The following is a 24,849-nucleotide window of genomic DNA, read 5'->3' as shown; positions in this document are numbered from 1 at the left end:
CCCGACCGCCGGGCCGGAGCGACGACCGGCTGTCGGGCGACCGGCTCTCACCAGGTGACGGACGGCACCACCGGAGCCCGCTCGTCCCGCCGTAGACTCGGGACATGACGGAGACGACCTCGCCAGCGCACGACCCGTTCGGATTCCTCGGCCTCACCTACGACGACGTCCTGCTGCTGCCGGGGTACTCGGACCTGGCACCCACGGACATCGACACGACGTCGCGGCTGACCCGCGAGATCTCGCTGCGGGTGCCGCTGGTGTCCGCGGCGATGGACACCGTCACCGAGTCGCGGATGGCGATCGCGATGGCGCGGCAGGGCGGGCTCGGGGTCCTGCACCGCAACCTGTCGATCCAGGACCAGGCTTATCAGGTCGACCTGGTCAAGCGGACCCAGACCGGCATCATCTCCAACCCGGTCACCATCGGCCCGGACGCGACGCTCGAGCAGCTCGACCAGCGCGCCGGGCAGTACCGGGTCTCCGGGTTCCCCGTGCTGGACGAGGGTGGCAAGCTCGTCGGCATCGTCACCAACCGCGACCTGCGCTTCACCCCCGTCGCCGAGTGGGCCACCACGACGGTCTCCGACGTCATGACGCCGCAGCCGCTCATCACGGGGCGTGCCGGGATCTCTCGCGAGGACGCGACGGCGCTGCTGCGCAAGCACAAGCTCGAGCGCCTGCCGCTGGTGGACGACGAGGGTCGACTGGCCGGGCTGATCACGGTCAAGGACTTCGTGAAGTCCGAGCAGTTCCCCGACGCGTCGAAGGACGGGCAGGGCCGGCTCATGGTCGGCGCGGCCATCGGGTACTTCGGAGACGCCTGGGAGCGGGCGACCACCCTCATCGACGCGGGCGTGGACGTGCTGGTCGCGGACACCGCGCACGGCAACGTCCGGATGCTCATCGACATGGTCCGCCGGCTCAAGTCGGACCCGGCCACGCGCGACGTCCAGGTGATCGGCGGCAACGTCGCCACCAAGGAGGGCGCCCGGTCGTTCGTCGAGGCGGGTGCGGACGCCATCAAGGTCGGTGTCGGACCCGGCTCGATCTGCACCACGCGCGTCGTGACCGGCGTCGGCGTGCCGCAGATCACCGCCGTGTACGAGGCCTCGCTGGCCGCGCGGGAGGCCGGTGTGCCGGTCATCGCCGACGGCGGGATGCGGCACTCCGGCGAGATCGGCAAGGCGATCGTCGCCGGTGCGGAGTCCGTGATGCTCGGCTCGATGCTGGCCGGCACCGAGGAGGCCCCCGGTGACCAGATCCTCGTCAACGGCAAGCAGTTCAAGGCCTACCGGGGGATGGGTTCGATGGGAGCCATGTCCTCGCGCGGCAAGAAGTCCTACTCGAAGGACCGCTACTTCCAGGCCGAGGTCACCAGCGACGACATGATCGTGCCCGAGGGCGTCGAGGGTCAGGTGCCGTACAAGGGGACGCTGGCCACCGTGGTGCACCAGCTCGTGGGCGGGCTGCACCAGACGATGTTCTACGTCGGTGCGCGCACCGTGCCGGAGCTGCAGGCCAACGGCCGGTTCGTGCGGATCACGTCGGCCTCCCTCAAGGAGTCCCACCCGCACGACATCATGATGACCGTCGAGGCACCCAACTACAAGGTGTCCTGAGTCAGCCGGCCGCGGGCGGCTCGACCGGCCAGGCCGGGGAGGCTCCCGGGCCCGGTAGGCCCTGCGTGCGGCGCCACTCGTTGAAGTTGTCCGCCCAGCGGCGGTGGGCGTCCTGCTGCGCGGAGTGCAGGGCGTCGAGGGCCACGGCCCGCAGGTCGGGGTACTGCAGGAGCTGGGCGTCGAGCACGTCGAGGGTCGCCAGGACGTCGACGTCGGCGCTGTGCAGCTCACCCTCCCCGGCGATGCCGTAGAGGTCCACCAGGTCGCCCAGGCGGCGCTTGCCCTGGCGGTAGCGGTCCCGCCACCGGTCGATGACCAGGGGGTCCAGCACGGGCGCCACCGGACGGCCGAGCCGCTCGGGCAGCGTGGGGAGCCCGTGCCGGGCCAGCTCGGCGTCGAGCAGGGTCAGGTCGAACGCCGCGTTGTACGCCACGACCGGTACCCCGGCGTGCGTGTGCTCCGCGAGGACCGCCGCGATCTCGGCCAGCGCCTGCCGCGGCGGCGCCCCGTGGGCGCGGGCGTGCTCCGTCGTGACCCCGTGGATGGCCGCGGCCTCGGCCGGGATCTCCACCCCGGGATCGATCAGCCAGGTGCGCACGTCCGTCGTCGTGGCCGTGCGCAGCACGACGGCGGCGGTGACGATGCGGTCGGAGTGCACGTCGACGCCGGTCGTCTCGGTGTCGAAGCCGAGCAGCGGGCCGCCGGCCCATGTGGTGTGGACAGCGGTGTCGTCCATGTCGGGGAAGTCCTTCCTCACGTCCTGGGCCCGGACGATGCCACCCGCCTCCGACACCCGGGGACAGGAGCTGCGGAAGCTCCGGTCGGGCGCGGGTGGCGTGACGGGCCCGGGCGCCCGGGCTCCGGCCGGTACGCTTGCGGGGTGAGCAACGAGATCGAGATCGGACGTGGCAAGCGCGGTCGCCGCGCGTACTCCTTCGACGACGTCGCGGTGGTGCCCTCGCGCCGCACCCGCGACCCGAAGGACGTGTCCACGGAGTGGCAGATCGACGCGTACCACTTCGACCTGCCGATCATGGCGGCGCCGATGGACTCGGTGATGAGCCCGGACACCGCGGTCGCGCTGGGCAACCACGGCGGTCTCGGCGTGCTGGACCTCGAGGGTCTGTGGACCCGCTACGAGTCCCCGGAGCCGCTGCTCGCGGAGATCTGCGACCTGCCCGCCGACCAGGCGACGCGCCGCATGCAGGAGATCTACGCCGAGCCGATCAAGCCGGAGCTCATCACGCAGCGCCTCAAGGAGGTCCGCGCGGCCGGCGTCACCGTCGCCGGGGCGCTGTCCCCGCAGCGCACCCAGGAGCACTACCAGACGGTCGTCGACGCCGGGGTGGACCTGTTCGTCATCCGGGGCACCACCGTCTCCGCCGAGCACGTCTCGGGCAACGCCGAGCCGCTGAACCTCAAGCGGTTCATCTACGAGCTCGACGTCCCCGTGGTGGTCGGCGGGGCCTCGACCTACACCGCGGCCCTGCACCTCATGCGGACAGGTGCTGCCGGCGTGCTCGTCGGCTTCGGCGGGGGAGCGGCCCACACCACCCGCGTCAGCCTGGGCATCCACGCACCGATGGCGACCGCGGTGTCCGACGTCGCCGCCGCACGCCGCGACTACCTCGACGAGTCCGGGGGCCGGTACGTGCACGTCATCGCGGACGGCGGGGTGGGCCACTCGGGCGACATCGTCAAGGCCGTGGCCTGCGGGGCCGACGCGGTCATGCTCGGCGCCGCCCTGGCCCGGGCCTCCGATGCGCCCGGAAAGGGCTGGCACTGGGGCCCGGAGGCGCACCACTCGCAGCTCCCGCGCGGTGAGCGGGTCGCGGTGGGCACCGGTGGCACCCTGGAGGAGATCCTCTTCGGGCCCGGGCGCCAGGCGGACGGCACCACGAACCTGGTCGGTGCCCTGCGGCGGGCGATGGCCACGACCGGCTACTCGGACCTCAAGGAATTCCAGCGGGTCGAGGTCGTCATGTCGCCCTACCAGCCGCGGTGACCGCGCCTGGCCCGCAGCAGACGGACCTGCGGGAGATCACGGACGACGACGTCGAGCAGGTCGTCGCGCTGTGGCGCGAGTGCGACCTGACACGGCCGTGGAACGACCCGCACCGGGACATCGACGACGCGCGGCGCAACCCCACGTCCACGGTGCTGGTCGCGCTCGACGCGACCTCCGCCGTCGTCGGGTCGGTGCTGGCAGGGTATGAGGGGCACCGCGGATGGCTGTACTACGTGGCCGTGGCGCCAGGGCTCCAGGGGACCGGGCTCGGCCGCCGGCTCGTCGGGTCCGCGGAGGAGTGGCTGCGGGGCGCCGGGGCGAGCAAGGTGCGGCTGATGGTCCGCTCCACGAACACCACGGTCCGAGGGTTCTGCGCGACCCTCGGCTACGAGGACGTCGAGTGCACGGTGCTGGGCCGCACGCTCGACCCCTCGCGCTGAGAGCGAACGACACGGACATCTGACGCATCGTTCACCGGGCCGTCACCAGCGCCGCATAGAGTGTCGCCCATGGCAACTGCGCACGAGAGCGACGGTGCTCTGGACGACGTGATCGACCCCGAGCTGCCGGCATCCACGTACGTCCTCGAACCGGACGTCGTCGAACCACTGGTCCGCCGGGTCGTCACGTCGCACGACGCCGGCACCCACCGCAGCACGTCGCCGTTCACGGGCGCACCGCTCGCCGCGGTCCCGCTCTCCGGGACCGACGACGTCGCCCGTGCCGTCGACGCCGCTCGGGCGGCCCAGCACGACTGGGCCGCTGCGCCGCTCGCCGCGCGCACCCGGGTGCTCGACCGGCTCGGCTCGCTGGTCCTGGAACGTCAGTCCGAGATCCTCGACCTGATCCAGATGGAGTCCGGCAAGTCCCGGCGCAGCGCCTTCGAAGAGGTCGCCGACATCGCGCAGACGTGCCGCCACTACGTGGTGCGCGGGCCGCGCTACCTCGCCGACCGGCGCGTCCCCGGTGCCCTGTCGGTGCTCACCGGGGCCCGGGTGCACCGGCGGCCGCTGGGCGTCGTGGGCGTCATCGCGCCGTGGAACTACCCCCTGACGCTCGCCCTGTCGGAGGCGATCCCCGCGTTGCTGGCGGGCAACGCCGTCGTGCTCAAGCCCGACCCGCAGACCACGCTGTCCGCGCTGTGGGCCGCCGAGCTCCTGGCCGAGGCCGGCCTGCCCGACGACCTGCTCGCGGTCGTGGCGGGTGGCGGCGAGGTCGGGGCCGCGCTCGTGGACCACGTCGACCACGTCGCCTTCACCGGGTCGACGGCGGTGGGCCGGAAGATCGCCGCACGGGCGGGGGAGCGGCTCATCGGCGCGACGCTGGAGCTGGGTGGCAAGAACCCGCTGTACGTCGCGGCCGACGCCGATCTCGACGCGGCCGTGCCGGGCGTGGTGCGGGCCTGCTTCTCCAACGCCGGCCAGCTCTGCATGTCGATCGAGCGCCTGGTGCTGCACGAGCGCGTCGCCGACGAGTTCCTGGAGCGCTTCGTCCCGGCGGTGCGCGCGCTGGCGCTCGGCGCGGGCCTCGACTACACGGCCGACGTCGGTTCGCTGGTGTCGGCCGACCAGCTCGAGAAGGTCGCGGCGCACGTCGACGACGCCCTGGCCAAGGGAGCACGGGCGCTGGCCGGTGGGGTGCACCGTTCCGACGTCGGACCCTACTTCTACGCCCCGACGGTGCTGGACGACGTCCCGGAGGACGCCGTCTGCCTGCGCGAGGAGACGTTCGGACCCGTCGTGGCGGTGACGCGAGTCGCCAGCGACGACGAGGCCGTGCACGTCATGAACGACACGGAGTTCGGCCTCAACGCCTCGATCTGGTCCCGCGACGTCGCGCGTGCGCGAGAGGTCGCCGCGCGCGTCCAGGCGGGCACGGTGGTCATCAACGACGGCTACCTGCAGGCGTGGGGTTCCGCGGGCGCGCCCATGGGCGGCATGAAGGCCTCAGGCCTCGGACGGCGGCACGGCCGCGAGGCCGTCGAGGCGGTCACCGAGGTCCAGAGCGTGGTGGCGCAGCGTGGCCTGAGCGCCGGGCTGTCCCTGGACACCCTCTACGCCCTCGGCGGGGACGTGCCCAGCAAGGTGCTCACCGAGGCGATGCGGGCGATGCGCAGGCTCCGCCTGCCCTGACGGGCGAGCTCAGAGGCCGTCGAGCTCGGCGCGCAGGTTCCGCTCGGCCGGCGCGGCCCAGCGGCCGCGGGCGGCGGGCGTGCGGAACAGGCCGCGACCGGTGTGCAGCGTGAGCAGCTGCTCGAGCACGGCGCCGCGTCCGGCCCGGAAGTCCGCGTCACCGACGTGCCCGTACTCGGCGCGCACCTGGGCCACGTAGCGGGCGTAGCGCCCGGGGTCGGCACCGAGGATCGCCAGGTCGGCGTCGCTGACCAGACAGCCCGCGAGGTCGCCCGGGTCGGGGTTGTGGGTCACCGTGACCAGCACGAGCCGCTCGACCTCCGCCACCTCCTGAGCTGTCAGGTTCTCGTGGGGGAAGACCTGCGCGAGAGTCTGACAGCTCGTGAGGGGTGTGAGCAGCTCGACCGCCAAGGCTGCCGATCTCTCCTCGTCGCCCGGGGTGGCGCCGTCGTGCACCGCGTCGTGGAACCACAGCGCGACCGCCGCGAGCCACCCCGCCCGCGAGCTGTCAGAACCACGACCCGGTATGCCTCCACGAGCTTCTGACAACTCGGGGAGCAGGAGGGGCAGGGCGTCGAGGACGGCGGCCAGGTGCAGGCGACCGTGGTAGACGCGGTGCGGCTCGCGCCAGCGGTCGACGACGTCCTCGCCGACGGCGGTGGAGAGTGCGGTGTCCGGCCAGAGCGAGGCCCAGCGGGCGAGGAGGGCTGGACGCTTCGCTTGGTGTCGCTCGCGGCCAGGAACCCGCAGGACCGAGCCCGCGAGCCGACGCGCGAGCTCGCGGCCGTCCACCGGGGTCGCCCCGGCGGCCACGAGGTCGTCGTACCGCTCGTCCGGGACGTCGTAGTGGTCGAGGTCGAAGGCGCGGTCGGGGATGCCGGCCGCGCGCGCGAACGTGCGCAGCTCGTGCAGCGACGAGTCCGAGACGAGGTGCGACCAGAGTCGGTCGTGCGCGGGCCAGGCGGGCGGGTCGAGCAGGACGGTCATGGTGTCCCCGTGCCTGCGGTCGTCGCGTCGAGGGCACGCCGAACCTCCCCGACGAGTGCGGCCATCGCGGCCTCGGCGGCCGCGGCGTCGCCCTGGGCCACGGCATGCGCGACGGCCTCGTGCTGGTCGAGGGCCTCGGGCACGGGGGAGGCGGGCATGAGGCCCAGGTGGGTGCGGCCGGCGAGCACCTCGGCGACGACGGCGGCCAGCGCGCCGAACATCTCGTTGCCGCTGGCCCGCAGCAGGAGCTCGTGCAGCCGGATGTCCAGGTCGAGGAACTCGGCGAGATCGCCGCGGTCGCCGAGCACCCGCATGCGGGCGGCGAAGTCGAGGAGCTCGGCGCGCTCGTCGTCGCTCGCGTGGCGTGCGGCTCCGGCGGCGGCCAGGGGTTCGACGGCGTGGCGGAGCTCGGTGAGGGTGCGGAGCTGGTCGTCGCGTCCCGGGCCGGCGAGGCGCCAGCGGATCACGCGGGGGTCCAGGACGTTCCACTCGGTCATGGGCAGCACGACCAGGCCGACCCGGCGGCGGGACCGGACGAGGCCGAGGCCCTCAAGCATCCGCATGACCTCACGGGCCACGGTGCGGGACACGCCGTGCTGTGTTCCGATCGCCTCGAGGGTGAGGGGGGTGCCCGGTGCGACGTCCCCGCTGGTGACGGCCCGCCCGACTGCGTCGAGGACGGCGCTGTGCAGGGCTGGGGTCGGCATGGGGTGAGCCTACCGAGGCACACCGCTCCCGCAATTGGTGACACCAATAGCTTGCCAAAGGTGCTACCAATCATGCATCCTCGGGGAACTGACCCGCCGACACGGAAGTCGAACCGATGGACACCGACGTCACACCTGCTGAACACGGTCCCGAGCAGGACCCCCGCGACGAGGCGGCCGACGCCGTCGTGCACATCGTCGTCATGGGGGTCGCCGGCTCGGGCAAGACCACCGTCGCCCGCCTGCTCGCCGAACGGATCGGCGTCGCGTTCGCCGAGGCCGACCAGTTCCACTCCGAGGCGAACATCGCCAAGATGACCGCGGGGACCCCGCTCACCGACGCCGACCGGGCCCCGTGGCTCGAGGCGATCCGCGACTGGCTGACCGCCGAGGCCGACGCCGGACGCACCGCCGTCGTCACCTGCTCCGCCCTCAAGCGCTCCTATCGCGACGTGCTGCGTTCCGCCCGCGGCCAGGTCAGGTTCCTGCACCTGGACGGGGCGCCCGAGCTGCTCGCCGAACGCATCACCGGACGGTCCGGCCACTTCATGCCCACCTCGCTGCTGCCCTCGCAGCTCGCCACCCTGGAACCCCTGGACGACGACGAGGACGGCCTCACCGTCGACGTCGCCGCCGCGCCCGAGGATCTCGTCGACGACGTCGTCGCGCGATGGTCCACCACGACGACGAGGAGCGAGTCATGACACCGGACGACTGGACCCAGACCCTCACCGCCGGCCCGCTGCTCGCCATCGCGGCAGCCGCCGTCGCGCTGCTGCTGCTGCTCATCATCAAGGTGCGCCTGCACGCGTTCGTCGCCCTCATCCTGGTGAGTTTCCTGACCGCCGTCGCGGCCGGGCTGCCTGCGGGCGGCATCGTCGACGTGCTGCTCGACGGCTTCGGCTCGACGCTCGCCGCCGTCGCGCTGCTCGTCGGCCTCGGTGCCATGCTCGGCCGGCTGGTCGAGACCAGCGGCGGCGCGCAGGCCCTGACCGACGTGCTCATCCGCCGGTTCGGCGAGCGCCGGGCACCGCTCGCACTGGGCATCGCTTCGCTGCTGTTCGGGTTCCCGATCTTCTTCGACGCCGGTCTCGTGGTGATGCTGCCCATCGTGTTCGCCGTCGCGCGGCGGCTGGGCGGCTCCGTGCTGCTCTACGGGCTGCCGGTCGCCGGTGCGTTCTCCGTGATGCACATCTACGTGCCCCCGCACCCCGGCCCCGTCGCGGCGTCGGAGTTCCTCGGCGCGGACGTCGCCATGGTGCTCCTCGTCGGTCTCGTGGCCGCGCTGCCCACCTGGTACGTCACCGCCTACCTCTTCGGCCGGTGGGCCGGCCGCCGGTTCCAGCTCCCCGTGCCGGAGATCCTCGGCCGGGCCGACGACGCGCAGATCGCGAACCCGCCCCGCTTCGGCACCGTCGTCGCCATCCTGCTGCTGCCCCTGATCCTCATCTTCGCCAACACCGGGCTGGAGACCGCGGCGTCAGCCGGATGGGTCGACGGCGACTCGGCGGCCGTGGCCGTCGCCGGGCTGGTCGGCGCGACCCCGGTGGCCCTGCTCATCACGGTGCTCGTGGCCGCGTGGGTGCTGGGCCGCCGGCGCGGGGTCGAGGGCATCGCCCTGGAGAAGAGGCTGGACTCCGCGCTCGGACCCGTCGCTTCGGTCATCCTCATCACCGGCGCCGGTGGCATGTTCGGTGGGGTGCTGCGGGCCACCGGCATCGGCGACGCCCTGGCGGAGGTCCTCGGCGACCTCGGCCTGCCGGTCATCGTGGCCGGCTTCCTCATCGCCGCGGTGCTGCGCGTCGCCCAGGGCTCCGCGACGGTCGCGCTGACCACCGCGGCAGGGCTCATCGCCCCGGCCGTGGCCGCCGGAGGCTACGGAGCGGTCGAGCTCGCGGCGATCGTCGTCGCCGTCGCGGCCGGGTCCGTCGTGCTCAGCCACGTCAACGACTCCGGCTTCTGGCTGGTCGGCCGGTTCTTCGACATGGACGTGCGCACGACCCTGCGTACCTGGACCGTCATGGAGACGGGCATCGGCGTGATGGGTTTCGCGATCGCGGGCCTGGTCTTCGCCGTCGCCTGAGCCGGAGACGTAGAGGAGGGTGTGGGCCGAGGGACGAGGCACGCGCCTGGAGCGGAGTCGCAGGCTCGGGCGACGACAGGATCCGCCTGAGCCTGAGGGTGGTCAGCCGGTGGTGACCGCCGCCGTCGGCTCCCGGCCGTCGACCGCCTCCACGCACTGCCGGGCGATGGCGAGCTCCTCCATGGTGGGGACCACCATGACGAGGGTCTTCGCCCAGTCGGGGGAGATGATGCGCTCACCGCCCCTGGCCGCGTTGCGGTCCTCGTCGACGGCGATCCCGAAGTTCTCCAGGCCCGCGCAGACGGCGGCGCGCACCACGGCGTCGTTCTCGCCGACGCCGGCCGTGAAGGCGATGACGTCCACCCGCCCCAGCAGGGCGGCGTAGGCGCCCACGTACTTGCGCAGCCGGTGGACGTAGACGTCGAACGCGAGCGTCGCGTCCTCGTCGCCGTCGTCGATGAGACGCCGCAGCTCGCGGAAGTCGTTGACGCCCGACAGTCCCAGCATCCCCGAGCGCTTGTTGAGCAGCGTGTCCAGATCGTCGATGTCCATGCCGGCGTTGCGGGCGAGGTGGAAGACCACGGCCGGGTCGATGTCGCCGGAGCGGGTGCCCATGACCAGGCCCTCGAGCGGCGTCAGGCCCATGGACGTGTCGATCGGCACGCCCCCGCGCACCGCCGACGCGGAGGCGCCGTTGCCCAGGTGCAGCACGATCGTGTTGAGGTCCTGCACGCGCCGGCCCAGCACACGGGCCACCTTGCCGGCCACGTACTGGTGGCTGGTGCCGTGGAACCCGTAGCGGCGCACGTCGTGCGCCGCGGCGACCTCCCGGTCGATGGCGTAGGTGTAGGCCTCCGCGGGCAGCGCCTGGAAGAACGCCGTGTCGAAGACGGCGACGTGCGGCACGTCGTCGAGCAGCTCGCGGGCCACGCGGATGCCCTGCACGTTGGCGGGGTTGTGCAGGGGGGCGAGCGGCACGAGCGCCTCGATGCGGTCCACGACGCCGTCGTCCACGACCACCGGACCGGAGAACTCGGCGCCGCCGTGCACCACGCGGTGGCCGACGGCGTAGATCCCGGCGTCAGCGAGGCGCGGGCCGATCTCGTCGAACATCCCCAGCGCCAGGCGCAACGCTTCCCCGTGGTCCGGGACGTCGAGCTCGCGGCGGGTGCGGTTGCCGGCGAAGGTGTGCGTCACGATGCCCGTCGAGCCGCCGGACTCCCCGATGCGCTCGACCGTGCCGGCGGCGATCGCCTCGCCCCCGACCGGGTTGACGAGCTGGTACTTCAGCGACGACGAGCCCGAGTTGAGCACCAGCACCGAGCCGTGCGCCCCGTAGGCGCTGTACGGGTTGGGCCGTTCGGCCTCCGGGAGGATGCTCATGCGGGCGCTCCGTTCGTGGTGGTGGCGGACTGCGCCTGGATCGCCGTGATCGCCACGGTGTTGACGATGTCGGGGACCAGTGCGCCGCGGGAGAGGTCGTTGACGGGCTTGTTCAGGCCCTGCAGCACCGGCCCGATCGCCACGGCGCCCGCCGAGCGCTGCACCGCCTTGTAGGTGTTGTTGCCCGTGTTGAGGTCCGGGAAGATGAACACGCTCGCCCGGCCGGCCACGGACGACTCGGGCAGCTTGGAGGCCGCCACGGACACGTCGACCGCGGCGTCGTACTGGATGGGGCCCTCGACGCTCAGCCCCGGGTGGCGCTCGCGCACGAGGTCGGTGGCCGCACGCACCTTGTCGACGTCGGCGCCCGTGCCGGAGGTGCCGGTCGAGTAGGACAGCATCGCGATCTGCGGGTCGACGCCGAACTGCGCGGCGGTGGCCGCGGACGACGCCGCGATGTCGGCGAGCTGCTCCGCCGTCGGGTCCGGGTTGACCGCGCAGTCGCCGTAGACCAGGACCCGGTCGGGCAGGCACATGAGGAACACCGAGGAGACCACGGATACGCCCGGGCGGGTCTTGATGATCTCGAAGGACGGCCGGATCGTGTGGGCGGTGGTGTGCGCCGCGCCCGAGACCATGCCGTCGGCCAGGCCGAGGTGGACCATCATCGTGCCGAAGTAGGACACGTCCGTGACGATCTCGCGCGCGCGCTCGACGGTCATGCCCTTGTGTGCCCGCAGCCGGGTGTACTCGGCGGCGAACTGTTCGACGTGCTCGGGGTCCGTGGGGGCGAGCACCACGGCGCCGTCGATGTCCAGGCCGAGCTCGGTGGCCCGGGCCCGGATCGCCGTCTCGTCGCCCAGGATGACCAGGTCCGCGATCCCGCGCGCGAGCACCGTCGAGGCGGCACGCAGGATGCGGTCGTCGTCGCCCTCGGGCAGCACTACGCGCCGCCGGTCGCCGCGGGCGCGTTCGACGAGCTCGTGCTCGAACATCAGCGGGGTCACCACGGGGGTGCGCTCGACGGCGAGCCGGGCCAGGAGTTCCGCGCCGTCGACCCGCTGCTCGAACATGGCCCGGGCGACGTCGTGCTTGCGCTGCGCCGTCGCCGTCATGGCGCCCCGCGTGCGCGCCGCGACGCCGGCCACCTCGTAGGTGTCCATGGTGGTGGCGATGATGGGCACGTGCGGCTCCAGGGCGGCCGCGAGCTGCCCGGACCGGCCCGACGGGCGGTACCCGCCGGTGAGCACGAGCCCGGCGAGCGACGGGAAACGCTGCGCGGCCTGCACCGACAGCAGCCCGAGCAGGACGTCCGTGCGGTCGCCCGGGGTGATGACGACGGTGCCGTCCGCGAGGTGTCCGAGCATGTGCTCGAACGTCATGGCACCCACGATCACGTCGAGCGCCTCGCGGGCGAGCAGGTCCCGGTCGCCGAGAAGGAGGGTGCCGTCGACGGCGTCGGCGAGCTGGGCGACGGTGGGCGCCCCGAGGAACGGCTCCTCCGGGATGACCCAGGTGGGCAGGTCCTCGCCGCTGATACCTGCCCGCACGGCCGCGGGTGCGTCCGTCACGGCGTCCTCGGCCCGGTTGACCACCACGGCGATCGGCTGCGCGTGGCCCGCACGCAGCTCCGCCACGCTGAGCCGGGTCAGGGTCGAGACGTCGTCGACCCCGCGTCCGCGCCCCGAGACGACGAGCAGCACGGGAGCGTCGAGGTTGGCGGCCACGCGCGCGTTGAACGCCAGCTCGGTCGCGCCCGACACGTCCGTGTAGTCGGTGCCGAGCACGACGACGGCGTCGCACCGGGCGGCGACGTCGTGGTAGCGCGACACGATCCTCGCCAGCGCGGCCTCCGGGTCGGCGTGGACGTCCTCGTAGGTGACGCCCACCGCGTCGGCGTACTCCAGGTCCACGCCGTCGTGCGCGAGCATCATCTCCAGGACGTGGTCCCGGACACCCGTACCGCCGTCGGCCGCGGGGCGCTCCGGGACCCGGGAGACCGCTCGGAAGACCCCGACCCGCTGGACCTGGCGGACCAGCAGGTCGAGGACCCCGAGCGCGACCGTGGACTTGCCGGTGTCCCCCTCGGGGGACGCGATGTAGATGCTGCGTGTGCTCACTGGCCGCCTGTTCGCTCGCGTCGGACGTCACGCCCATTCCATCGCATCGCGGCGGGCGGCGCACCGGATCACGGGGTCGGTTTGGTCACTCCCGGCGGCGGCTCACTCGTTGTCCCCGCCGGTGGCGGTGGCGGCGTCGTACATCGGGCCGGCCGCGTCGGTGGCCGTCTGGCCGGCGTCCGGCCACACCCAGTCGCGCACCTCGGGGATGTCCTCACCGTGCTCGCGGGTGTACTGGCGGGCCGCGAGGCGTGCGTCGACCATCCGCTGGCGCAGACCCGCCACCTTCGAGCCCAGGCCCGGCACCCGGTCGATGACGTCCAGCACCAGGTGGTACCGGTCGATGTCGTTGAGCATCGCCATGTCGAAGGGCGTCGTGGTGGTGCCCTCCTCCTTGTACCCGCGCACGTGGATGTTGGGGTGGTTGCGCCGGCGGTAGGTGAGCCGGTGGATCAGCCAGGGATAGCCGTGGTAGTTGAAGATCACCGGCCGGTCGGGGGTGAACAGCCCGTCGAAGTCCTTGTCCGACAACCCGTGCGGGTGCTCGCGCTCGTCCTGCAGGCGCATGAGGTCCACGACGTTGATGACTCGCACCTTGAGGTCGGGCAGCTCACGGCGCAGGATGTCCGCGGCCGCGAGGGTCTCGAGCGTCGGGACGTCGCCCGCGCAGCCCAGGACCACGTCCGGGTCCTCGCCGGAGACCTCGGTGCCGGCCCAGTCCCAGATGCCGAGTCCTCGCGTGCAGTGCGCGATCGCCGCGTCCATCGACAGGAACTGGGGCCCGGGCTGCTTGCCGGCCACCACCACGTTGACGTACTGGCGGCTGCGCAGGCAGTGGTCGTATGTGCTGAGGAGGGTGTTGGCGTCCGGCGGCAGGTAGACCCGGACGATCTCCGCCTTCTTGTTGACCACGTGGTCGATAAACCCCGGGTCCTGGTGGGAGAACCCGTTGTGGTCCTGGCGCCACACGTGGCTGGACAGCAGGTAGTTGAGCGACGCGATCGGCCGGCGCCAGGGGATGTGGTTGGTGACCTTGAGCCACTTGGCGTGCTGGTTGAACATCGAGTCGACGATGTGGATGAAGGCCTCGTAGCTGGTGAACAGCCCGTGCCGTCCGGTCAGCAGGTAGCCCTCGAGCCAGCCCTGGCACTGGTGCTCGCTGAGCATCTCCATGACGCGGCCCGCCCGCGCGAGGTGTTCGTCGACGTCGGGATCGAGATACTCCGCGTTCCACTGCTTGTCCGTGACGTCGTAGACGGCCTGCAGGCGGTTCGACGCCGTCTCGTCCGGGCCGAAGATCCGGAAGCTGTCCGGGTTGCGACGGATGACCTCGGTGAGCCAGGTCCCCAGCACCCGGGTGGACTCCGCCATCGCGCCGCCGGGCTGCGGCACGTCGACGGCGAAGTCGCGGAAGTCGGGCAGCCGCAGATCCTTGAGCAGCAGCCCGCCGTTGGCGTGCGGGTTGGCGCCCATGCGCAGCTCGCCCTCCGGGGCCAGCGCGGCGATCTCGTCGCGCAGCCGGCCGCCGTCGTCGAACAGCTCGTGCGGCCGGTACGACTGGAGCCAGCCGCGCAGGACGTCCAGGTGCTCGGGGGTGTCGCGGGCGCTCGCCAGCGGCACCTGGTGGGCGCGCCAGGAGCCCTCGGTCTTGTGGCCGTCGATCTCGGGCGGGCAGGTCCAGCCCTTGGGGGTGCGGAAGACGATCATCGGCCACGCCGGACGCACCTGGTCGTCCACCGTCGCGTCCTGGGCCTCGGCCTTGATCTGCGCGATGTGGTCCAGCACCTCGTCGAGCAGCTGTGCGAACCGGCGGTGCACGCTGGCGTGGTCCTCGCCGTCGAACCCGCCGGTGAAGAAGTACGGGGTGTGCCCGTAGCCGACCATGAGGTCGCGCAGCTCGTCGTCGCTGATGCGGGCGAGCACCGTGGGGTTGGCGATCTTGTACCCGTTCAGGTGCAGGATCGGTAGGACGACGCCGTCGGTGCGGGGGTTGACGAACTTGTTCGAGTGCCAGCTGGTGGCCAGCGGCCCGGTCTCGGCCTCGCCGTCGCCGACGACGGCCGCCACGAGCAGGTCCGGGTTGTCGAACGCGGCGCCGTAGGCGTGCGACAGCGCGTACCCGAGCTCGCCGCCCTCGTGGATCGACCCGGGTGTCTCCGGGGCCACGTGCGACGGGATGCCGCCCGGGAACGAGAACTGCTTGAACAGCCGTTGCAGCCCCTCGTCGTCCTGGGTGATGTCGGTGTAGATCTCGGAGTACGTGCCCTCGAGGTAGGTGTTCGCCACGAGACCGGGACCGCCGTGTCCCGGACCGGCGACGTAGACCGTCGACTGCCGGCGCTCGCGGATCACCCGGTTGAGGTGTGCGTAGAGGAAGTTGAGGCCCGGCGTCGTCCCCCAGTGGCCGAGCAGCCGCGGCTTGACGTCGTCGCGCTCCAGCGTGCGGCGCAGCATCGGGTTGTCGAGCAGGTAGATCTGGCCGATCGAGAGGTAGTTGGCGGCGCGCCACCACTGGTCGATCCGGTCGACGTCGGTGTCGGTCAGGTCGGTGACGCCGGTGGCGGGCCAGGTCGGGGAGTCGGGGGCCGAGTTGCTCATCTGACGCTCCTGCGGGAGAGGGGACGATGGTGCTCGCTGATCATTCCACCGCACGGGCGTTCCCGGCGCAGCGTGGGAGCGGGGGCGGGTGGCCGGTCGACGAGTGAGGTTGCCCACGGGATTCCTGGCGGTGGACGGTGCGCCGCTACCGTGGTCCCGTGCCCGACGCCTCGCCTGTCCGCCGCCCGTTCTGGGCGGTCGCCCGCCAGCCCCGCATGGTCGCGGTCCTGCTGGTCCTCCTCGCGGCGGCGGCGGTGTGCGGACGGCTCGGGGTGTGGCAGATCGACCGGGCCTACGAGCGCGCCAATCTCGCGTCCGAGCAGGCGGCGGCCGAGGCGGTGGCCGCCGCCCCGGTGGCGATCGGTGAGCTCCTGGCGCCCCAGTCCTCGTTCCCCGGCGAGCTCGTCGGCCGCGAGGTCGCCGTCACCGGGACCTACGAGCCGGACGGGCAGCTGCTCGTGGCCGGACGCTCCCTCGACGGTGTCGACGGCTACCTGGTGCTCACCCCCCTGCGGGTGTCCGACGACGGCACGGGCGGGGAGAGCTGGGCGTCGCTGTCCGGCGCGCCCGTCCTCCCCGTGGTGCGCGGATGGGTCGACTCGCCGACGCCGGATGCCGCCGCCCTGGAGGTGCCCGTGGGGGAGGTGTCGCTGCACGGCTGGCTGCAGGCCTCCGAGTCCACGGCGCGCACCGGTACCGTCCCGGACAACCCAGGCGGTCCTGCGCTGACCCGGGACATCGCGTCCAGCGCGCTGGCCAACACGTGGTCGGGCCCGATCTACACCGCCTACGCGGTCCTCACCGACTCGACGCCCCCGCAGGCCTCCGCCGCCGAGGGCGGCCCTGCGCTCCTGCCGCGACCGGAGCTGGAGGGTGGTTCCGACGTCGACCTGCAGAACTTCTTCTACGCCCTGCAGTGGTGGGTGTTCGGGCTGTTCGCGGTCGCTCTGTGGGTCCGCCTGGTGCGTGACGAGATGGCCGGTGGCGTGCGGGAGCGGCGGACCCGCCGCGGTCGTGGGGACCGCGACGGCCGCGACGACCCGGTCGGCCGGGGCATCGCCGGGCTGCCCTCCTGACCTGCCCGGTCAGGTGTGCCGGGCGAGGAAGGCGTCGATCGTGCGCTCGGCGAACTCCGGGTCGATCTCCCGTCCGAGGATCACGCGCTCGAACAGCAGCGGGCCGAGCAAGGTGGAGGTCGCCTCGTCGATGTCGAGCGGCGGGAGCTCGCCGGCGGCGACGGCATCGGTCAGCACCGTGACCAGCGGTGCCTGCTGCGTGCGCACGAAGTCCTCGTGCAGGCCGGCCAGCTCGGGGTCGCGGGCCGCCTCACCGAGCAGGCTCGAGACGAGCGGGACGTAGCGGGCGCCGTTCATCTCCGCGACGCGGGGTGACATGACGGCGCGGAGGCGTGCGGCGAGCGCCCCGTCCGCGGGCGGAGGGGTCGCCGGGGGCAGCAGGTGGGCGAACGCCGCCGCGACGACGTCGGAGCGGGTCGGCCAGTGCCGGTAGATGGTCGAACGGGCGACGCCGGAGCGCGCCACCACCGCCTCGATGGTCACGGCCCGCACGCCGCCCGTCAGCAGCAGCTCGGCGGCGGTGGCGGTCACCGCCGTCCTGGTGCGTTCGATGCGAGGGTCCGGTCGCCGTCCGTCGTGTGCCACGCGTCCATTGTCCTCTCTTGACTCTGAAACAGAACAGTACTGTACTGAAGAGGCAGGGTTCGCTGCACCACCGACGTCAGGAGAGACCATGACCGACCCGACCGTGCACCTCTTCAGCAAGCCCGACTGCGTCTACTGCCGCACGACCAAGCGCGCCCTCGACCAGGCAGGGATCCCCTACGACCAGCACGACGTCACCGCGGCCGCACGCACCGCCGACACCGCCGCCTACCACTCCGGGCAGCACACCGTGCCGCAGGTGTTCGTCGGCAGCACCTGGATCGACGCCCCCGGCGACGTCACGGCGCTCGCCGACGCCGGGCGCCTCACCGCGCTGGTCGACGCCGTGACCACCCCCGTCCCGTGGGACGGGCTGCCGCACGACGACGCCACCGCCGACCGGCTCGCCCGGGGCGCCGAGGACGTCCCGCTGCACGCGAGCATCGAGCCCAGCGACGGAACCCACGACGGGGACCCGGAGTCGTGGCCGATCCTGCGCTTCTACCGCGAGTTCTTCGGGTTCTGGCCGAACACGTTCGCCTACCTGCACCGCTGGCCCACCGCCTACAAGCTGTTCGTCTACTGCCAGAACCTCGCCTCCGTCCGCGGTGCCGTCGACGTCGTCGGTCACGGCGGCATGGCCGCCATCGGCTACGCCACCTCGGCCGCCCAGGGCTGCACCTACTGCATGACACACGCCGTCGCCTACGCCGGTACCGACCTCGACGTCCCGGCCGCGCTGTCCGACGCCCGCCGCCACGGCGGCGCCGACGGAGCGCCCATCGGACCGTTCGAGGCCGCGCTCGCGGACCTCGCGGCCCGCGCCACCCGCCACGCGGTCACGACCTCGAGCCTCGACGCCGTGCGGAGGACGGCACCGCAGACACGCGTCGGCGCCGTCGACCCCGACGCCGCGATCGAGGCCGCCACGCAGATCGCCGCCTCCTTCGGGTTCCTCAACGTCTTCAACGATCTCGGCGGGCTGGAGATCGAGGGCGACTGGGCCGGCACCGCGGCCGCCCGCGGCGTCGACGCCGGCCGCCACGGCGTCGAGTCCGCCAACCCGGACAACCTGTCGCACGACCTGCCGCAGGGCGGGCCGGGACTGGAGGACATGCTCGCCGACTACGCCGCACGGGTCGGCGGTCCCGAGGACTACGCCCGGCGGCACCTCGGCCTGACCCCGGCGTGGGTCCGGCGCTGGCCCGAGGCCTCCCGGCGTCACCACGTGTACCTGTACACCCAGCTGATGGGCGACGGCGACGGTTCCCGCGTCCCCGCCGAGCTCAAGCACCTCATGGCTCGGGTCTCGGCGGTCACCCGCGACCACGCGTACCTCGCGGCCGTCGAGGGCTACCTCGCCACCCGCGCGCCTGGTGCGACGGACAGCTCGGTCGAGAGGGTCCGGCGGGCGTACGACGCGGCTCTCGGCCGGGACGACGGCGGGACGTTCGACGATGCCGAGCGAGCGGCGCTGCGCCTGGCCTGGCTGTCGGCCCGGACGCCGCTGACGACGCCGCGCCGGTTCGTCGAGGCGGTGACCGAGCGCTTCGACCAGGACCAGGTGGTCGAGCTCATGGTCGCCTGTGCGGTCGCTTCCCTGGTGCAGCGGTTCGTCGCCGTCGTGGGGCCGACCACGGAACCCGAGGTGGCGACGTTCCTCGGCGAGCACGCCCTGGCGGCGGAACCGCTCGACGTCCGCCATCCCGTGGCCGGCGAGTGAGCGTCGTGGAACCTCTCGTCACCGCCGCCGCCACGGCGTGCTTCGCCCTGGCGACAGGCATCTTCACGGTCCTGGCGTTCCTGGAGCGACCGGTGCGGGCCACGATGCGTCGCGCGACCCGGGCCTCGGTGCCCGACGCCGACATCCGGGAGGTGCACGCCGTGCTGCGCCGCCTCATCCACCAGCTGCCGCCGACCATGATGTCGGTCATGGGCGGCGGCACCCTCCTCGTCGTCGCCCAGGCGTGGCAGCGCGGGTTCGACGCCACGTCGACGGCCGTGCTCGTCGGCCTGGTGGTCGGGCTGGGCTATCTGCTCTCGCAGCTGCGGGAGCGGGTGGCCGCGGTCGCGCTGACCCCGTCCGACGGCCCGCTCGACGACGTGCGCACCGGCCTGGGACGGCTGGTGGCTCTGCACCACGTCGGGCTCGCGACGGCCGTGGTGCTCACGGCCCTCCAGCTCGTGGTCGCGGCACGGTAGGGCGCCGCCCGCCCTCGCTGTGGGTGCACGACACGCCGCCAGGCGGAGCCGACCAACGGCGTGTCGTGCACCCACAGCGTTGGGATGGCTACTCGTGCTGCCAGGACCGCCACAGGCGCGCGTACTCGCCGTCGGCCGCCACGAGGTCGGCGTGCGGTCCGATCTCGGTGATCCGCCCGCCGTCCACGACGGCGACCCGGTCGGCGTCGTGGGCGGTGTGCAGCCGGTGCGCGATCGCCACGACCGTGCGACCGGTGAGCACCGCGTTGAGCGAGCGCTCCAGGTGCCGGGCCGCCCGCGGGTCGAGCAGGGAGGTCGCCTCGTCCAGCACCAGGGTGTGCGGGTCGAGCAGCACCAGCCGGGCGAGCGCCACCTGCTGGGCCTGGGCGGGGGTCAGCGCGTGGCCGCCCGATCCCACCTCGGTGGCCAGGCCGGACGGCAGCGACGTCGCCCATCCTCGGGCGTCCACGGCCTCCAGCGCCTGCCACAGGTCCTCGTCGGTGGCCGAGGTGTCCGCCAGCATCAGGTTCTCCGCCAGCGTCCCGACGAACACGTGGTGCTCCTGGGTCACCAGCGCCACCTGCCCGCGCAGGTCCTCCAGGGGCAGGTCCACCAGCGGGACCCCGCCCACGGTCACCGACCCGCCCGTGGGCGGGTGGATCCCGGCCAGCATCCGGCCGAGCGTCGACTTGCCCGCTCCGGACGGCCCGACGACGGCGAGCCGCTCACCGGGCCGCAGGTCCACCGACACGCCGTGCAGCACGTCGTGACCCTCGCGGTAGGCGTACCGGACCTCGTGGGCACGGACGTCGTCCGACGCCGGCACCTCGCCGGAGGCCGTCCGGTCCGGCCCGACGAGGCCCACGCCGACCACGCGCGCGAGGGCGACCGCGGCGACCTGCAGCTCGTCGAGCCAGAACACCAGGTCGAACACCGGTCCGCCCATCTGGTAGGCGTAGAGCGCGATCGTCGCGACGGCGCCCACGGTCGTGAGGTCCTGCGAGACCAGCCACGCGCCCCAGGCGATCACCGCGACCGGCGCGATCGCCACGGCGGTGTCGAGCGCCGGGATGAGCCGCAGCCGCAGCCCGAGTGTGTACCGCTCGGCGGCGAACGCCTCGGCCAGGTCTCCGCGCAGGCGGCGTCGCAGCCGCGGCCCGAGCCACAGCGCGTCGGTGGTGCGCGCACCCTCGACGGACTCCGTGATGGTCCCGTTGATCGTCGCGTACGCCGCCGACTCGCGCAGATACCCGGGCGTGGCCCGCCGCAGGTACCAGCGTGTGGCGACGACGATGATCGGCACGCCGACGAGCAGGCCCACCGCGACCAGCGGGTCGGCGAGGAACGAGGCGACCAACGTCAGGCCGATCGTGACGACGCACACCAGCACCCGGGGCACGCCGAACCGCACGGCGTGCTGCAGCTTGTTGACGTCGTTGGTGGTCCGGGCGACCAGGTCGCCGGTGCCGGCCTTCTCGACCGTGGACAGCGGGAGCCGGGTGGCGGTGCCCATGAACTCCTCGCGCAGCTCGGCGAAGACCTGCTCGCCGAACACCATGGACAGCCGCTGGGCGTACCGCGTCACCACGGCCTGCACGACGACGGCGGCCACCAGCACCAGCGCGAGCTGGTTCACCCGGGTCAGCGTGGTCCCGGCCGACACCTCGTCGATGAACCGGCCCAGCAGGAACGGCCCGGCAAGCCCGGCGACCGCTGCGAGCGCGTGCAGCACCGCGACGCCCCCGAGGCGGGCCCGGTGGCGGCGGAACAGACGGCCGACGGTGCGCCGGACCTCGTGCCGGTCGGCGATCGGCAGCTGGTTCGGCTGCGCCGCCGCCGGTGACGGCGGGGCGGTGGCGGCGCTCATCGGACGGATCCTTCCAGGGACAGGTCGCCCGACGTCGCCGCGCCCGGCGCGGCCATGCTGCGGCCCACGACCGCGCGGTAGCGGGCGCCGGCGTCGTCGGTCCGGGCGAGCAGCTCGCCGTGTCTGCCGCGGGGCCCCACACGCCCGTCGGGGCTCAGCAGCTGCACCTCGTCGACGTGGTCGAGCACCAGCGGGCTGGCGGTGACGACCAGCGTGGTCCGCCCGGCGCGGACCTCGGCCACCCGCTCGGCGATGCGCGCCTCGGTGTGGGCGTCCACGGCGCTGGTCGGTTCGACCAGCACGAGGATCTCGGGGTCGGTGAGCAGCGCCCGGGCCAGGGCGACACGCTGCCGCTGCCCGCCGGAGAGCGACCGGCCCTTCTCGGGCAGCTCGCCGGTCAGGCCGCCGGGCAGGGAGTCGAGCACGTCGCGGGCGTCGGCCGCGAGGATCGCCGCGGTCAGGTCGGTCTCGGTGGCGCGCCCCCGGGCGTCCAGCTCCTCGCCCAGGACGCCGGAGAACAGGTGCGGTGTCGCCTCGGAGACCACGACGCGGTGCCGCAGCGCCTCCTTGTCCAGGTCGGCGAGGCGCACCCCGCCGAGCGTCACGGGGGTGGCGGCCTCGGCGTCGTCGTCGAATCGACCGAGCCGGGTCGCCACGGCGGCCGACACGTCCGGGTCGGCGCACACGAGGGCCACGACGCGTCCCGGGTGCAGCACCAGCCCGGAGGCGTGGTCGACGAGGTCGCTGCCGGCCGGTGGGGCGTCGGCGGGCGCGGCGGCCGGGGGCGTCGCCTCGTCCACCCGCAGCACCCCGAGGATCTTGCGTGCCGACACGTGGGCGTTGGTGGTCATCTGCAGCATCTGGGTGGCCATCTGCACGGGCCACGACAGGAAGGCGGCGTAGCCGTAGAACGTCACCAGCTCGCCGGGCGTGAGATCACCGCGCACCACGGCCCGCGCCCCCAGCCAGAGCACGAGGGCCACGAGGAGCCCGGGCAGCAGCACCTGCAGACCGTCGAGCACGGACTGCACGCCGGCCACCCGCACACCGCGCCGGCGCACCTCCTGCGACTGGCGGGCGTAGCGGGCCGCGAACACGTCCTCGCCGCCGATGCCGCGCAGGATCCGCAGCCCGGCCACCGTGTCGGAACCCAGGGCGGTCAGCCGCCCGACCGACTCGCGGTGCGTGCGCTGGCGGCGCTGCAACGGTTGCACGAGCAGGGCCAGCACGGCCGCCACCACGGGCACGCCGAGCGCGACGACCAGCCCCAGCACCACGTCCTGGGACAGCAGGTAGCCGGCGGCGACGACATAGGCGAGCACGCCACCGATGAACCGCCCGGACATGGCGAACATGTCCCCGGCGCGCAGGGCGTCGTTGGCCACCGCGGCGACGACCTCGCCCGTGGGCAGCTTCTTCGTCACGGCGTGACCGGCACGGGTGGCCTTGTCCCCGACGAGCTCCGTGAACGAGAACGAGGCCCGCAGCCAGTTCTCGACGTCGTAGGTGTGGCTGAGCACCCCCGAGACGACGATCGCCGCCGCGGCGACCAGCATCGCGGTGCACCAGAGCAGCAGCTCGCCGCCCGGGCCCGACCCGGACGTGCTGCCGAGACCCGAGTCGACCGCGCCGCCGAGCAGCAGGGGAGCGGCCGAGGCAGCCAGCAGGGAGACGCTGCCCGCGACCGCGGCCTTGAGCATCACGTCGCGCTGGCGCCACGCCTGCCAGGTGAGCAGGCGGGCCGCCGACGTCAGCGGAGGGGTGCCCGGGTCGGGCAGTGGGAGGGGGCGCACGGTCGTCCAGCGTAGGCGGCCCCACCCACGTCCGGCACCGCATTTTCCCGGCCTATCCTGGGTGGCGTGAGCACCGAGCAGAACACCTCCGCCGTCAGCACCGAGCAGGCCGCGACCGCCATCCGCAAGGCCCGCGCGGCCCTGACCCGTTACCGGGTGATGGCACTGATCACCGGCGCGATGCTGCTCGTGCTGTGCGTCGAGATGTTCTTCAAGTACGTCGTGCCGGTCGACGCGGTCATCGACTACATGGGCTGGGTGCCGTTCGCGCACGGCTGGATCTACGTGGTCTACCTCGTCACCGTGCTGGACCTGTGGGCCAAGATGCGCTGGGGCTACGGGCGCCTCGCCACGATGGTGTTCGCCGGCGTCGTCCCGGTGATGTCCTTCATCCTCGAGAAGCGGGTGCACGCCGACGCCGACGCCAAGCTCGTGGCGCTCGCGGAACGGTACGGGGCATGACGCTCCGCGACGGCGTCGCGGGCGGCGGGCGGTACCGGCTCGCGCCGCTGGTCGCTCCTGGCCGTGATCTGACCGACGCCGAGCTCGACCGGTACGCGCGGCACCTGGCGCTGCCCGGCGTCGGCCTCGAGGGCCAGCGCCGCCTGGCGGCGGCCCGCGTGCTCGTCGTCGGGGCCGGTGGTCTCGGCAGCCCCGTCCTGCTCTACCTCGCCGCGGCCGGCGTCGGGACGCTGGGCGTGGTGGACGACGACGCCGTGGACGTGACCAACCTGCAGCGTCAGGTGCTGCACGGGCAGTCGGACCTCGGCCGGGCCAAGGTCGCCTCGGCGCGAGACGCGGTGGCGGAGGTCAACCCGCACGTCGAGGTGGTGGAGCACCCCGTGCGGCTCGACCCCGACAACGTCCTGGAGGTGCTCGCCGGCTACGACCTGGTGGTCGACGGGGCCGACAACTTCCCGACGCGGTACCTCGTCTCCGACGCCGCCGAGATCCTCGGGCTGCCCGTCGTGTGGGGGTCCATCGACCGGTTCGACGGACAGGTCAGCGTCTTCTGGGGGGCCCCGGCGGGCGCGGAGCGCGGCCCCACCTACCGCGACGTCTTCCCTGTCCCGCCCCCACCGGGCACCGTGCCGGACTGCGCCACCGGCGGCGTGCTCGGCGTGCTGTGCGGCGCGGTCGGCTCGGCGATGGCCACCGAGGCGGTCAAGCTGGTCGCCGGGCTCGGCACCTCGTTGCTGGGCCGGCTCGCGGTGTACGACGCCCTCGCGCTCGACTGGCGTGAGCTCACGGTGCGCCCCGACCCGACCCGTGAACCGGTGACGGCCCTGCTGGCCGGCGACGACGCCTACGCCGCGTTCTGCGGGCTCGCGCCGCTGCCGGGCGGACCGGAGATTGCTGCGGCCGACGCCCGGGAGCTGCTCACGGCCGACCCTCCCGCGGTGCTCGTCGACGTGCGCGAGGAGTGGGAGGCGTCGGTGCGGCCGGTCGAGGGCGCCCGGCTGGTGCCGAGCGGCCGGTTCCTGGGCAGCGCCGGTGCCGGACCGGACCACGTGGCCCGCGAGGCGCTGGCCACGCTGCCCACCGACCGGCCGGTGCTGCTCGTGTGCGCGGCCGGGCCCCGGTCGACGGCGGTGGCACAGGTCGCGCGGGCCGAGGGGCTCGACGCGCGCTCCGTCGTCGGCGGCGTGCCCGCCCTGCTCGGCTGACGCCGCGCCGAGCAGGAGC

General features: G+C 73.2%; 20 protein-coding genes. 11 read left to right on the top strand and 9 right to left on the bottom strand.

From position 1 onward, the window contains the following. Positions 1–104: 104 nt before the first annotated feature. Positions 105–1,622 carry an IMP dehydrogenase gene (gene guaB, locus AC3RJ8_RS13265; RefSeq protein WP_489713075.1) on the top strand — a complete coding sequence of 506 codons (1,518 nt, stop codon included), beginning with the start codon at positions 105–107 and terminating at the stop codon, positions 1,620–1,622. Position 1,623: 1 nt separating this feature from the next. On the opposite strand, the gene AC3RJ8_RS13260 is transcribed toward guaB, so the two are convergent. Continuing rightward, positions 1,624–2,358: an exonuclease domain-containing protein gene (locus AC3RJ8_RS13260; protein WP_489713074.1), complete on the bottom strand. Its 735-nt coding sequence runs from the start codon at positions 2,356–2,358 to the stop codon at positions 1,624–1,626. Positions 2,359–2,502: 144 nt separating this feature from the next. Between AC3RJ8_RS13260 and AC3RJ8_RS13255 the strand changes: the two genes are divergently transcribed. The 3 genes from AC3RJ8_RS13255 to AC3RJ8_RS13245 all read left to right on the top strand — a co-directional run bounded on the left by AC3RJ8_RS13255 (position 2,503) and on the right by AC3RJ8_RS13245 (position 5,762). Next, positions 2,503–3,627 carry a GuaB3 family IMP dehydrogenase-related protein gene (locus AC3RJ8_RS13255; RefSeq protein ID WP_489713073.1) on the top strand — a complete coding sequence of 375 codons (1,125 nt, stop codon included), beginning with the start codon at positions 2,503–2,505 and terminating at the stop codon, positions 3,625–3,627. Beyond that, complete coding sequence (locus AC3RJ8_RS13250; protein WP_489713072.1) at positions 3,624–4,070, top strand: GNAT family acetyltransferase; 447 nt, start codon at positions 3,624–3,626, stop codon at positions 4,068–4,070. Before AC3RJ8_RS13255 ends, AC3RJ8_RS13250 begins: the two co-directional genes overlap by 4 nt. Before the next feature lie 69 nt (positions 4,071–4,139). Then, complete coding sequence (locus AC3RJ8_RS13245) at positions 4,140–5,762, top strand: succinic semialdehyde dehydrogenase (RefSeq protein ID WP_489713071.1); 1,623 nt, start codon at positions 4,140–4,142, stop codon at positions 5,760–5,762. Between the two features lie 9 nt (positions 5,763–5,771). Here the strand turns inward: AC3RJ8_RS13245 and AC3RJ8_RS13240 are convergent, their stop codons facing one another. Together AC3RJ8_RS13240 and AC3RJ8_RS13235 are read right to left on the bottom strand one after the other, a co-directional pair. Next, positions 5,772–6,749 carry a DUF4031 domain-containing protein gene (locus tag AC3RJ8_RS13240; protein ID WP_489713070.1) on the bottom strand — a complete coding sequence of 326 codons (978 nt, stop codon included), beginning with the start codon at positions 6,747–6,749 and terminating at the stop codon, positions 5,772–5,774. Then, entirely contained in the window at positions 6,746–7,456 is a 711-nt protein-coding gene (locus tag AC3RJ8_RS13235; protein WP_489713069.1) for a FadR/GntR family transcriptional regulator, read from the bottom strand. The genes AC3RJ8_RS13240 and AC3RJ8_RS13235 overlap by 4 nt, the downstream gene beginning before the upstream one ends. 116 nt (positions 7,457–7,572) lie before the next feature. Between AC3RJ8_RS13235 and AC3RJ8_RS13230 the strand changes: the two genes are divergently transcribed. After that, complete coding sequence (locus tag AC3RJ8_RS13230) at positions 7,573–8,160, top strand: gluconokinase (protein WP_489713068.1); 588 nt, start codon at positions 7,573–7,575, stop codon at positions 8,158–8,160. Then, complete coding sequence (locus tag AC3RJ8_RS13225) at positions 8,157–9,539, top strand: GntP family permease (protein ID WP_489713067.1); 1,383 nt, start codon at positions 8,157–8,159, stop codon at positions 9,537–9,539. The genes AC3RJ8_RS13230 and AC3RJ8_RS13225 overlap by 4 nt, the downstream gene beginning before the upstream one ends. Positions 9,540–9,641: 102 nt before the next feature. Here AC3RJ8_RS13225 and AC3RJ8_RS13220 read toward each other — a convergent pair whose 3' ends face one another. From AC3RJ8_RS13220 to AC3RJ8_RS13210, 3 genes are all read right to left on the bottom strand, one after another. Then, complete coding sequence (locus AC3RJ8_RS13220) at positions 9,642–10,922, bottom strand: acetate/propionate family kinase (RefSeq protein ID WP_489713066.1); 1,281 nt, start codon at positions 10,920–10,922, stop codon at positions 9,642–9,644. After that, complete coding sequence (gene pta / locus AC3RJ8_RS13215; protein WP_489713065.1) at positions 10,919–13,042, bottom strand: phosphate acetyltransferase; 2,124 nt, start codon at positions 13,040–13,042, stop codon at positions 10,919–10,921. The genes AC3RJ8_RS13220 and pta overlap by 4 nt, the downstream gene beginning before the upstream one ends. A 102-nt stretch (positions 13,043–13,144) precedes the next feature. After that, entirely contained in the window at positions 13,145–15,640 is a 2,496-nt protein-coding gene (locus AC3RJ8_RS13210) for a phosphoketolase family protein (RefSeq protein ID WP_489713064.1), read from the bottom strand. Positions 15,641–15,798: 158 nt separating this feature from the next. On the opposite strand from AC3RJ8_RS13210, the gene AC3RJ8_RS13205 reads away from it, so the two are divergent. Further along, entirely contained in the window at positions 15,799–16,716 is a 918-nt protein-coding gene (locus AC3RJ8_RS13205; protein WP_489713063.1) for an SURF1 family protein, read from the top strand. A gap of 9 nt (positions 16,717–16,725) precedes the next feature. Here AC3RJ8_RS13205 and AC3RJ8_RS13200 read toward each other — a convergent pair whose 3' ends face one another. Then, entirely contained in the window at positions 16,726–17,301 is a 576-nt protein-coding gene (locus AC3RJ8_RS13200; protein WP_489713062.1) for a TetR/AcrR family transcriptional regulator, read from the bottom strand. An 88-nt stretch (positions 17,302–17,389) separates the two neighbouring features. On the opposite strand from AC3RJ8_RS13200, the gene AC3RJ8_RS13195 reads away from it, so the two are divergent. Next, positions 17,390–19,024, top strand: coding sequence for a glutaredoxin domain-containing protein (locus AC3RJ8_RS13195; RefSeq protein ID WP_489713061.1), 1,635 nt, complete (start codon positions 17,390–17,392; stop codon positions 19,022–19,024). Positions 19,025–19,029: 5 nt separating this feature from the next. Further along, a complete protein-coding gene (locus AC3RJ8_RS13190; protein WP_489713060.1) occupies positions 19,030–19,503 on the top strand; it encodes a hypothetical protein in 474 nt (157 codons plus the stop codon). An 88-nt stretch (positions 19,504–19,591) separates the two neighbouring features. On the opposite strand, the gene AC3RJ8_RS13185 is transcribed toward AC3RJ8_RS13190, so the two are convergent. Then, positions 19,592–21,370, bottom strand: a complete 1,779-nt coding sequence (locus AC3RJ8_RS13185) for an ABC transporter ATP-binding protein (protein ID WP_489713059.1) — start codon at positions 21,368–21,370, stop codon at positions 19,592–19,594. Further along, on the bottom strand, positions 21,367–23,163 hold the full coding sequence (locus tag AC3RJ8_RS13180) for an ABC transporter transmembrane domain-containing protein (RefSeq protein WP_489713058.1): 1,797 nt from the start codon (positions 23,161–23,163) through the stop codon (positions 21,367–21,369). The genes AC3RJ8_RS13185 and AC3RJ8_RS13180 overlap by 4 nt, the downstream gene beginning before the upstream one ends. Before the next feature lie 66 nt (positions 23,164–23,229). Here AC3RJ8_RS13180 and AC3RJ8_RS13175 point away from each other — a divergent pair, with 66 nt between their 5' ends. Both AC3RJ8_RS13175 and moeB read left to right on the top strand, forming a co-directional pair. Next, positions 23,230–23,625: a DUF3817 domain-containing protein gene (locus tag AC3RJ8_RS13175; protein WP_489713057.1), complete on the top strand. Its 396-nt coding sequence runs from the start codon at positions 23,230–23,232 to the stop codon at positions 23,623–23,625. Beyond that, positions 23,622–24,830, top strand: a complete 1,209-nt coding sequence (gene moeB, locus AC3RJ8_RS13170; protein WP_489713056.1) for a molybdopterin-synthase adenylyltransferase MoeB — start codon at positions 23,622–23,624, stop codon at positions 24,828–24,830. The genes AC3RJ8_RS13175 and moeB overlap by 4 nt, the downstream gene beginning before the upstream one ends. Positions 24,831–24,849: the final 19 nt, after the last annotated feature.

Source organism: Isoptericola sp. MSGPD8_1_ISO-PGPR-S23-394 (assembly GCF_058072785.1).
The sequence above is the reverse complement of the archived record's forward strand: the minus strand, read 5'-3'. Positions and strand labels throughout refer to the sequence as shown.